Raw genomic sequence first — 10,653 nt, forward strand, 5'->3', positions numbered from 1 at the left:
CTACATGAAACAGCTTATTTGCTTATTATTCGTTCTGTCGTGCGCCCGTTTATCCGCACAAAACCTGGCGGACCTGGCACAGATCAAAGAACATGTTACCACAAAACGCATCAGCAGTTACGATAAGGCCGGAGGCCCCAACGATAACCTGCAGCATATAGAAAACGGCGGCAGGCGCACATTGGTGGATATCAAAGGCGCCGGCATCATCAATCACATCTGGATCACTATGTGGCCGGCGCCGGATAAGCTCAGTCGCAACGATGTGATCATCCGCATGTATTGGGATGGTAAGCCATATCCTTCCGTGATATCGCCTATAGGTCCTTTCTTCGGGCAGGGATGGAATGAATCGTATCCTTTTACCTCTTTGCCGCTGGCCGCTGCGCCTATGGATGGTACCAGCCTGGTGAGTTATTTTTCCATGCCTTTTTCCAGCGGTGCCAGGATAGAAATAGAGAACCAGTCGGGCACGGAAATACAACCCTTTTATTTTTGTGTGGATTATGTGGAGATGCCTAAGTTGCCTGCCAATACCGGCCGTTTTCATGCCTGGTATAACAAGCAGCTGATGGGCTCTCAGGATAGTATAGAAAATGAGCACTGGATCTTCGGCCCCGAAGGAAATAATACAGATGGCCGTAATAACTACCTGGTGGCGGATATCAAAGGAGAGGGGCATTTTGTGGGGATGAACTATTATGTGCAGTCGCCCTCGCCACTCTGGTATGGAGAAGGAGATGATATGATATTTATAGATGGAGAAACAAAACCTTCTCTCAATGGCACCGGTACAGAAGATTATTTTAATACCGCCTGGGGACCAAAAGTATTATACACGCATCCCTACTTTGGATATGCAAGGGTGAACAACGACATAGGCACGTTAGGCCGTACTCACCTGTACCGCTTTCACATCACGGACCCCATTTATTTCAGTAAGTCGCTGAAGTTCACCATAGAACATGGGCACAACAACGAAATGACACTGGACCTGGCCAGCGTGGCTTACTGGTATGCAAAAGAAGCATCACCGGTACCGGATATACCGGATGCCAAAGCCCGCAGGCCCATGCCCCTTATCAACTCTTACGACATTCACCGCTGGCGTAATGAGTGGCGAAAGAACAGGGGCAAAGATCCGAAGTTATGGAACTAATATTTCTTCATCATATATCTTACTAAATGAAAAATATATCCTGGTTAATACTGCTGGTTTTTAGTATTTCCTGTGCAGGTAAGGGAAAAGATTCCACGGTGGCGCCGCCTCCCGTTAATACAGATACTACATTCTCCAATCCACTGCTGGATGGTGGCGCTGATCCGTGGGTGTATAAGAACGGTAACGCTTATTATTTTCTATGCACCAATGGCGGCAATATCAGTATCCGCAAAACCGCCGCCATGTCGGCATTGAGAGAGGCTACTCCCAAAGTAGTATGGACGCCGCCTGCTACAGGAGCCAACTCAAGGAATATCTGGGCGCCTGAACTGCATCGTATCAATGGCAAATGGTACCTGTACTATACAGCCGGCGCCTCGGGAGATTTATCTACCCAGCGTTTGTTTGTGCTGGAAAATGAAGCGGCGGAGCCACTTGATGGCGTTTGGAAAGACAAAGGGAAAATATTCGATCCGTCCGCCGACTGGTTTGCGATTGACGGCACCGTACTGACTTACAAAAACAAAAACTATTTTATCTGGAGCGGGCAGATCTCCAATAAAGACATCACCCAACGCATCTACATCGCTGAAATGGAAAACCCCTGGACGCTCAAAACCGCCAGGGTACAGATTTCTATGCCGGACTATGCCTGGGAGAAAAATGGTATACCGGTGAATGAAGGGCCGGAAATATTACAGGGCCCCAACGGGCAGGTTATGCTGGTATACTCTGCCAGCAGCTGTGGTACGGATGATTATGCACTTGGTATGCTGCGCCTTAAAGAAGATGGAGATCCGCTGAACCCTGCAGATTGGACCAAGTCCGATAAACCGGTATTTACAAAAAGTGTGGCCAACAGTGTATACGGTCCTGGTCATAACGGTTTCTTTAAATCAAAGGATGGAAAAGAAGACTGGATCATTTACCACGCCAATCCGCATGCAGGCCAGGGCTGTGGCGGCGCCCGCAGTCCGCGTATGCAGCGCTTTACCTGGAATGCGGATGGTTCGCCGGATTTCGGTGAACCACTGAACCCTTATTATAAACTCAGAAAACCCTCGGGAGAATAATACTATGGCAGTTTATTTAAAAGAAGGAAAAAGTGAAGCGGCATTAAAAGCTACGGATGCCGGTGTAAAGGAAACAGTAGAGAAAATGATCAGGGAGATAGAGGCGCACGGCGATGTTGCTGTAAGGAATTACGCTGTTTCCCTGGATCACTGGTCGCCGGCGAGTTTCCGGTTAACGGCGGAAGCCATACAGGAAATCGTGGACCGCACGCCGGAACAGGTGATCCGTGATATCCGCTTTGCGCAACAACAGATCCGTTTCTTCGCAGAGCAGCAACGGGCTTCCATTCTTGATATTGAAATTGAAACATTGCCAGGCATTTTCCTGGGGCATAAAAATATCCCGGTCAATAGTGTGGGCTGCTATATACCTGGTGGAAGATATCCTATGGTGGCTTCTTCGCACATGAGTATCCTTACCGCGAAAGTGGCCGGCGTGAAACGGGTGATTGCCTGTACCCCACCGATCAACGGGCAGATACCGGAAGCCACTGTATGCGCCATGCACTTTGCAGGGGCAGACGAGATCTACATTTTAGGCGGTGTACAGGCCCTTTGTGCCATGGCAATAGGCACAGGGTCCATCCCGGCGGTAGACATGATTGCAGGCCCTGGCAATGCCTTTGTAGCAGAAGCCAAACGCCAGCTCTATGGCAGGGTGGGCATCGATCTCTTTGCCGGTCCAACAGAGATGCTGGTGATTGCAGATGAAACCGCCGATGCGGAAATGGTAGCCTGCGATATACTGGGCCAGGCGGAACATGGCCCCGGTTCTCCCGGTGTGTTGATCACTACGTCAGAACAACTGGCGCGCGAAACCCTGCTGGAAATAGAAAAACAGCTGGCGGTATTGCCTACGGCGGATATTGCCCGGGTAGCCTGGGAAAACAATGGCGCTGTAATACTGGTGGAAGATGAAGCAGAAGCCATCCGTATAGCGGATGAACTGGCCAGCGAACATGTGGAGGTGCTTACCCGTAACCCGGATGTGTTTTTGGAGAAAATGACGAACTACGGCGCCTTGTTCCTTGGCCCGGAAACCAATGTGGCCTATGGCGATAAGGTGATTGGCACCAATCATACGCTGCCCACCCGCAAAGCGGCAAAGTACACCGGCGGCTTATGGGTAGGTAAGTTCCTGAAGAACTGTACCTATCAGCGTTGTACGCCGGAGGCCAGTGCCATGATCGGCGAGTATGCCATGCGGCTCTGCGAACTGGAAGGATTTGCCGGGCATAAGGCGCAGGCGGCGCTGCGGGTAAAACGCTATGGCAAAAGCTAACCCGTTTTTGCCTGCACATATACCTTCTGGTATTGTAAAGGTGTTTTCTGCGTAAGCAGTTTAAACTGCCGGTTGAAATTGGAAAGATTGTTGAACCCGCAGGTATAGCCTACCTGCGACATGGGCAGGTTGTTTTCTATCAGCAGTTTGCAGGCATAGCCAATACGTACTTCCATCAGGAACTGCCAATATGTTTTCAGCGTCCTGGATTTGAAGTACCTGCAAAAGGAGTTCGGGCTTACGTTAGCAGCCGCGGCCACTTCTTTGAGGGTTATTTTCTGCTGGAAATTATTAAACGTATAGTGATAGATCTTATTAATATTATCCGTGTTAATGGTATTGTAGGAGTTAACGAACCCTACACTGGACAGCAGGGTGCAGTCTTTGGAACAGGCAATGGTATCCAGGATATTGAGCAGGGAGGTGATCCTTTGCACCTTGCCTGCCTGCAGGATGGCTTCCATTTCCCGGCTGATCTGTTCCCGGGTGGCGCCATGGATCCGGATCCCATGCCTGGCTTTTGCAAGCAGTTCTTTTACGGCTTTCATCTCCGGCAGGTCCAGGAAACCGGCTCCCCAGAACTGATCGCTGAAATGAATGGCAATGGCCTCTATCTGTAATCCAGGCTGTTCCTGGAAGTAGATGGCATCGCTTCGCCACATATGTGGAAGCTCGCTGCCCAGCAGCACCAGGTCGCCGTCTTCAAACCTTTCTGTACTGTCGCCCACCAGGCGCATGCCGCTACCCTTGCGGATCAGCGTAAGCTCTATTTCCGGGTGGTAATGCCAGTGATTATAAAGGTAAGGGTAGATATCTTCCCGGATGCTGAATGAATAATTATGGCCGGTATCAACCTTGCGCAGGATCGGTTTCATACAAACGGAATTATTGACTGAAGCTAATACAAATTATGATAGTTGCAAAACATATACTACCGCTGAAAACATACCTGGCAAAGTACTCCGGGTATACCTGTTTACTGGGGATGCTCCTTTGCCAGCCGTTGCAACCGCTGCAGGCGCAGCGCCTCCCCGTTATACCCGCCGGTGCAGACGCTTACCTGAAATGGGACCAGTGGCCCACGCAACGGTTCGGCATGCGAACTTATATGAGAAGTACCTACGACCGTACCGGCGGCAATGATGCCGCCGATGCCAGCCACTATCTTTTTATGAACGGGGAAACAGATAATGTTACGCTGGATGTAACGGGAACGGGTATACTTTATTTCTTCCGTGCCAACCACTGGCACGGAAGCCCCTGGCATTTTATTACCGACGGACGGGAACATACCATACAGGAAACCGGGACCGCAGATCCCGCAAATGCTATCCGGGATATTAAAGCAAGCGTTTTTATCCCGGCTGCACCCTTTCCAAAGCCCCTGGCATGGACCTGGGCCGATACCAAAGGGGCCGACCTGATCTGGACCCCCATCCCGTTCAGCGAGTCCCTGCGCATTGCCTATTCCCGCACCCATTACGGTACAGGGTATTACATCTACCAGTTGTTTGCCAACCCCGCCAAACTTTCCCGGCGTATCCGCAGCTGGGATATCGGCAAAGCGCCGGAAAAAGAATTGGTAGATCTTATCAGTAAAGCCGGGCAGGACATCGCGCCAGCGGATATCCCCACCCGCAGCGGTACAGTAAAGCTCCACCGGGAAAAGGTAACGCTTACGGATATACGTGATGCTGCCGTAGTAAGGGCATTGAAGTTCACCATACCGGCAGCAGACGCGGAAGCGTTGGAAAGGATCCGCCTGCTGGTTACCTGGGACGATGCGCCGCAGCCCTCCATAGATGCGCCGCTCTGCCTGTTCTTTGGCGCCGGCACATTGCATAACCGCGATCACCGCGAATACCTTGTAAAAGGTTTTCCCATCAATATCCGTTTCGACAGCACAACGCAGCAGCTAACGCTGGCCTGCTATTACCCCATGCCGTTCTTTAAAGCGGCAAAGGTTGAGCTGGCAGGTATCACACCCGGCGAAACATCCGTTAATTATGAGATCCGCTACCAGCCTCAGAAAATAAATCCTGCTTTCAGTAGCTATTTTCACGCCACTTACCGGGATTTCCCCACACCGGAACCGGGAAAGGATCTAACGTTGCTGGATACACGCGGAATGGAAGGCCAAACGGAGTGGTCGGGTAATTTTGTGGGCACCTCCTTCATTTTTACGCACAACGGGGATCTTGGCACATTGGAAGGGGATCCACGCTTTTTCTTTGATGATAGCCAGTCGCCACAGGCGCAAGGCACCGGCACAGAAGAATGGGGCGGTGGGGGCGACTACTGGGGCGGAAGAAATATGACCCTCCCTTTTGCAGGGCATCCCTGCGGCGTAGCCCGCAAGGATCAGGCAAAAGACAAAAAAGACCTGATCCACTCGGCCTATCGTTTCCTCCTGGCCGATCTGATGCCCTTTGGCCGCAATGCCCGTATACAGCTGGAGCATGGAGGCGAGAACCGCTCCACTGAACATTATGAAAGCGTTGCCTACTGGTATGGTTTACCAGCCCCCACACTGGTAAAAACAGATGAACTGGATATAGGTAATGTAAACAGTGAGCAGCAACATGCCTATCACTCTCCACAGGCATCAGCTGTGGATACCATTTTTAGCCGTTATGAACTAGGCCCTGATTCGCTGAACGTTAAAGGCGGCGGAAAAATCGAAGTATACCCTGCTCATGCTGAAGATGGCCGCTATACCACGGGCGTATCTGAATTTAACATCCGCCTGGATCCTGCCAACCAGGGCGCGCTGTTGCGGCGTACGCTGGATTACAGTCATCCCAACCAGAAAGCAGCGGTATATATTGCCGACAGCTCCGGTAGTAAATGGAAGTTTGCAGGCACCTGGTATCTGGCAGGCGCCAATACCTGTATGTTCAGCCATCCGCCCAAAGAAACCGACAAAAGAATGTACAACGTACAAACCAGCAACCGCCGTTTCCGCGACGATGAATGGCTGGTACCGGCTGCGCTTACAAAAGGCCGCAGCAGTATCCGGGTGAGGGTGGTGTTTGAACCGGTGGAGCAGGAACTGTACCCGGGGTATCAGTTTCCCGGGAAGAATGCGTGGAGTGAATTGCGATATACCGCCTATAGTTATGTGGTACCGGTTGTAAAGAACTAAACATCTTCCAGCAGGATCTTCACCATGTTTTTATAGTTGTTGATAAAATGGTAGGAGATCTTATAATTTTCTGTTTCCGTGTAACTGGTTTTTTTGATCCCGTTTTCTGTGAGCTGGTAAATGGTAGCATCAGGATAAGCCATTATAATAGGAGAGTGGGTGGCAATAATAAACTGTGATTGCTGCCCTATCAGCTGGTGCATCCTGGTGAGCATGGCCATCTGCCGCGTTGGGGAAAGCGCGGCTTCCGGTTCATCCAGGATGTACAGGCCGTTACCGCCAAAACGATGCGTGAGCAGGGCCCAGAAAGATTCCCCATGCGATTGCTCATGCAGGGAAACACCGCCATAGTTATCAATTACTTTCGGCTGTGGGCCTTCTCTATCCAATTCTTCAATATTGGTACCCACGTTAAAAAAGCTTTCGCTTCTCAGGAAAAATCCATCTTTTGCACGTACCGCTGCCCTGGCTACGCGGATGTATTGATGCAGCACCGAATGGGAGGCGCGGGTGCTGAAGTTGAAATTCAATGATCCGCCTTCGGGGTTGAAGCCACAGGCCACGGCAATTGCCTCTATCAGGGTGGATTTTCCCATCCCGTTTTCACCGGAGAAATACGTTACTTTCGGATGCAGCGGTAAGGTAGAGAAGTTTTTCAGTGCCGGGATATTAAAGGGATATACCCCTGGAGAACTGATCTTGTCCCTGTTGAATGTAACTGCGGTTAATCCCTTTTGCGAAAGCATAGCGATAGCTGTTTGGCATGAAAGTAAAGGATTTTCCGGAATGTGCGGTATCCTGGTTATCAGTTGCCGGATGAACAAATTGCTTTTGCTTTTAACAGCTATAACGCAGCAGGGTTGGCGCTAAGCACCAACCCTGCTGCATATCAGAATAAGTGATGGTTTAAAAAAGCGGTGTGGCCAGCTTAATAAAATATACGGTGTTAAAATCAGTTTTACCGGTAAGCGGTAATATTTTCTGGATATAGGTGTTATTTACCGGATCGGGAGGAACAATTCCAAAGTCATCATCATTACTTACCGCCAGTGTAGTACTGTTCACCAGTACAATGCCTTCCGGTTTATCATGCGGATAAGCGGCTACATCTTTCAGGAGATCCACCACCAGTGATTTGCTGACGGGTTTAATACCGGCCGCCTGCAGCTCTTCATCGGTGAGCACTTCCACGGTTTTACCATTTACCAGTTTACCGCCGGCGCCATCGGCAGCGTCGGAAATATCGGTGGCGGCAGACAGGTCAATTTTATAGATCTTTTTGATCAGGGAAGGCTTGGCGGCATCTCCGGGGAATTCGCCATCGCGTTCCAGCACCAGGAAGGTATTGTTGCTGATCACGGTGATTTCACTGTTGGCCGTATTTTTATTATCCAGTTTATAGATGTATTGTTTGCTTTGACCGGAGGCGATATCATAGGTGAGGATGCGGGTATACAGGGAGTTCTTTACCGCATCTTTGCTGGGATTGTATAAGGGCGACTGCATAATACCTACCAGCGTTTTGCCGTCGGGAGTAATGGTGAGCCCTTCCATACCACGATTGGCGCGGCGGTTGGCAAATACTTTTGGTATTTTCCGGCCGCCGGTACCGGTGCCGAAGGGATTGATCCTTTCCAGTGTTTTGCCGCTTCTGTCGAGGTGCACCAGGTGGGGACCGTATTCATCACTGATCCAGAAAGAGCCATCGGGAGCTACGGTCAGGCCTTCGCTGTCGATACCATCCGGATCGTTGGGCAGCGTTTTGCCGTCTTTATCCAGTGCGGTTTCGCCGGTGCCGCCTGATCCTGCGGGGTTGGGAAGCCCTGTTACCGGCGTGTTGGCGGCAGATTTAATATGAATGGTTTCTACCAGCACCAGTGAATCGCCGTTCAGTTTGAACTTCCCGATCTGTGGATTAAAACCTGGTACGGCAAATACTTTGGAATCCTTGATGGTGCCGTCTGCATTAGGACCGCGGTCTGTCATCAGGTAGAAGTAACCCGGTTGTCCCGGTACATTGGCAATAGATGATCCATAACCGCCATTGTATACCTTTACACCGGCAGCGTTGGTGGTCATTACCACCGCACCGGCCAGGGCGGCTTTAGCAGGGTATGAAATGTTGTTGTCAGTAGGGGTGTCGTTTTTTTTGCAGGCAAAAAGGAACACAAATCCTAATGGAGCGAAGTAGCGTACTACAGTCATAGTGGTTGATACGTTTAAGGCGCAAATGTGCCCTTTCCGTATAAAGACTGTGTTACCGAAATATTATCAAATCGTGAAATTGCGGGGGCTGTTATTCTTTTTTGGGTTCCCTTTCCACCGTGATGCTGCATTCGCCTATCAATGCCGCCAATGCGCCAACAGCGGCAAAAACAGGCGCCAGTAAAGCGCCTACTACGCCTATGGTAAGCGGGAAGGTCATCAGTTCTTTGCCTTCTTTATCCGTGATAGTGATCTTCCGTACGTTGCCTTCAGCGATCAGTTCCTTGATCTTCTTTAACAGGTTTTCGCCATGGAGGCTAAAGGTTTCTTTTGTGGTCATGGTAAGTGGGTATTTTATCTTTTTAAGATACTAAGAAATTGTGAGATAGTAATTCACACTGCTGTTTAAGACTTTCAGGAATCACCGGGGCGCGTAGCCATCGCCGTTGTTATACATCCGAGAGCTCTATCCATACCGGCGCATGATCGCTGCTTTTCTCCCAGCCACGTACATTACGGTCCACACCGCCGGCCACCAGCCGGCTTTCCAGCTGAGGGCTCAGTAAAAAGTGATCGATGCGCAGGCCGGCATCGCGACCGTATGCATTGCGGAAATAGTCCCAGAAAGTATAGATCTTTTCACCGGGATACAGTTTCCTGATAGCGTCTGTCCAGCCCTGGTCCCTTAAATTGCGGAAAGCTTCACGGGTTTCCGGACGAAAGAGCGCATCGTCTACCCAGCGCTCAGGTTTGTATACATCCAGTTCGGTGGGCATTACGTTATAATCGCCTGTAAGCACTACCGGCGTTTTGGAGGCCAGCAGTTCTTTGGCGTGTGCGGTGAGGCGTTTGAACCAGCTGAGCTTATAATCGAACTTGGGGCCCGGGGCGGGATTGCCGTTTGGCAAATAAAGACAGCCGATGGTGATATTGTTGATTTCAGCTTCTATATAACGGCTATGTATATCTTCCGGATCTCCGGGAAGCACCCGTCTTATTTCCCTGGGCTCGCCTATGCGGGAGAGGATGGCTACACCGTTCCAGCTTTTTTGTCCGTGCCAGATGGGTTGATAGCCGGCATCGCGGATGGCCTGTTCGGGAAATTTTTCGGGTGGCGCTTTCAGTTCCTGTAAACACGCTACATCAGGCGCCGTTTCCTGCAGCCAGCGGAGTAATACCGGGAGGCGTCCGTTAACGCCATTCACATTGTAGGTAGCTATTTTCATGGGTGCTGTTGATTCATTTGGGTTTGTAATTAACTGCACAATTATCTCAACGGCAAGATCGGTATTTTCTCCTTTACAAGTATCAGGCGGTTCCTTTTCGTTTGCCCGGCAACCGGAAAAACCTACTTTTGTAAAGCTTGCGTTTTTAATAGCAGGCTTTTATAAATTACGGCATACCATGGCAAAGAAACATACATCGCAACCTCGTATACATCAATCCGGCTTTAATTTTTTAAGCAAATTAAAAGAGAATAACAACAGGGATTGGTTTAATACCCACAAACCAACCTACCAGCAGGAGCTGGCGCTGGTGGAAGAATTCGCAGAAGCGCTGCTGGCGGAACTTTCTGCCCACGATGTGATAGAAACGCCTTCCGGCAAAAAAAGCCTTTTCCGTATTTACAGGGATACCCGTTTTTCCAATGATAAAACTCCGTACAAAACGCATTGGAGCGGCAGTTTCAAACGCGCCACCAGATTCCGCAGGGGCGGGTATTATTTTCATATAGAACAAGGCAACAGCTTTGTGGCGGGAGGCTTCTGGGGCCCTGTTCCGGAAG

At 50.2% G+C, this 10,653-nt stretch carries 10 protein-coding genes; 5 read left to right on the plus strand and 5 right to left on the minus strand.

The window, feature by feature from the left end; all coding sequences use genetic code 11:
• Positions 1-4 precede the first annotated feature (4 nt).
• Genes VIM72_RS18050 through hisD form a run of 3 tightly spaced genes read left to right on the plus strand, consistent with a single transcriptional unit; the run spans position 5 to position 3,517 of the window.
• Positions 5-1,159 carry a glycoside hydrolase family 172 protein gene (locus VIM72_RS18050; RefSeq protein WP_332004224.1) on the plus strand — a complete coding sequence of 385 codons (1,155 nt, stop codon included), beginning with the start codon at positions 5-7 and terminating at the stop codon, positions 1,157-1,159.
• Between the two features lie 26 nt (positions 1,160-1,185).
• A complete protein-coding gene (locus VIM72_RS18055; RefSeq protein WP_332004225.1) occupies positions 1,186-2,235 on the plus strand; it encodes a glycoside hydrolase family 43 protein in 1,050 nt (349 codons plus the stop codon).
• 4 nt (positions 2,236-2,239) lie between these two features.
• The gene (gene hisD, locus VIM72_RS18060; protein ID WP_332004226.1) at positions 2,240-3,517 is read left to right on the plus strand and encodes a histidinol dehydrogenase; all 1,278 of its coding nucleotides are present in this window, start codon (positions 2,240-2,242) and stop codon (positions 3,515-3,517) included.
• Here the strand turns inward: hisD and VIM72_RS18065 are convergent.
• Positions 3,514-4,392 (minus strand): AraC family transcriptional regulator, encoded by an 879-nt coding sequence (locus VIM72_RS18065; protein ID WP_332004227.1) that lies wholly within the window; start codon positions 4,390-4,392, stop codon positions 3,514-3,516. The genes hisD and VIM72_RS18065 overlap by 4 nt on opposite strands.
• 35 nt (positions 4,393-4,427) lie before the next feature.
• Between VIM72_RS18065 and VIM72_RS18070 the strand changes: the two genes are divergently transcribed.
• Complete coding sequence (locus tag VIM72_RS18070) at positions 4,428-6,662, plus strand: DUF2961 domain-containing protein (RefSeq protein WP_332004228.1); 2,235 nt, start codon at positions 4,428-4,430, stop codon at positions 6,660-6,662.
• On the opposite strand, the gene VIM72_RS18075 is transcribed toward VIM72_RS18070, so the two are convergent.
• The 4 genes from VIM72_RS18075 to xth form a co-directional block, all read right to left on the minus strand.
• Positions 6,659-7,408 (minus strand): AAA family ATPase, encoded by a 750-nt coding sequence (locus VIM72_RS18075; protein WP_332004229.1) that lies wholly within the window; start codon positions 7,406-7,408, stop codon positions 6,659-6,661. The genes VIM72_RS18070 and VIM72_RS18075 overlap by 4 nt on opposite strands.
• Before the next feature lie 160 nt (positions 7,409-7,568).
• A complete protein-coding gene (locus tag VIM72_RS18080; protein ID WP_332004230.1) occupies positions 7,569-8,867 on the minus strand; it encodes an esterase-like activity of phytase family protein in 1,299 nt (432 codons plus the stop codon).
• Between the two features lie 91 nt (positions 8,868-8,958).
• A complete protein-coding gene (locus tag VIM72_RS18085) occupies positions 8,959-9,207 on the minus strand; it encodes a DUF4342 domain-containing protein (RefSeq protein ID WP_142687850.1) in 249 nt (82 codons plus the stop codon).
• Positions 9,208-9,316: 109 nt separating this feature from the next.
• Positions 9,317-10,093 (minus strand): exodeoxyribonuclease III, encoded by a 777-nt coding sequence (gene xth / locus VIM72_RS18090; RefSeq protein ID WP_332004231.1) that lies wholly within the window; start codon positions 10,091-10,093, stop codon positions 9,317-9,319.
• A gap of 178 nt (positions 10,094-10,271) precedes the next feature.
• Between xth and VIM72_RS18095 the strand changes: the two genes are divergently transcribed.
• The coding region (locus VIM72_RS18095; RefSeq protein ID WP_332004232.1) for a DUF2461 domain-containing protein at positions 10,272-10,653 on the plus strand (382 nt) is incomplete at its 3' end.

It is taken from the genome of Chitinophaga sp., assembly GCF_036569185.1.
GTDB lineage: Bacteria > Bacteroidota > Bacteroidia > Chitinophagales > Chitinophagaceae > Chitinophaga.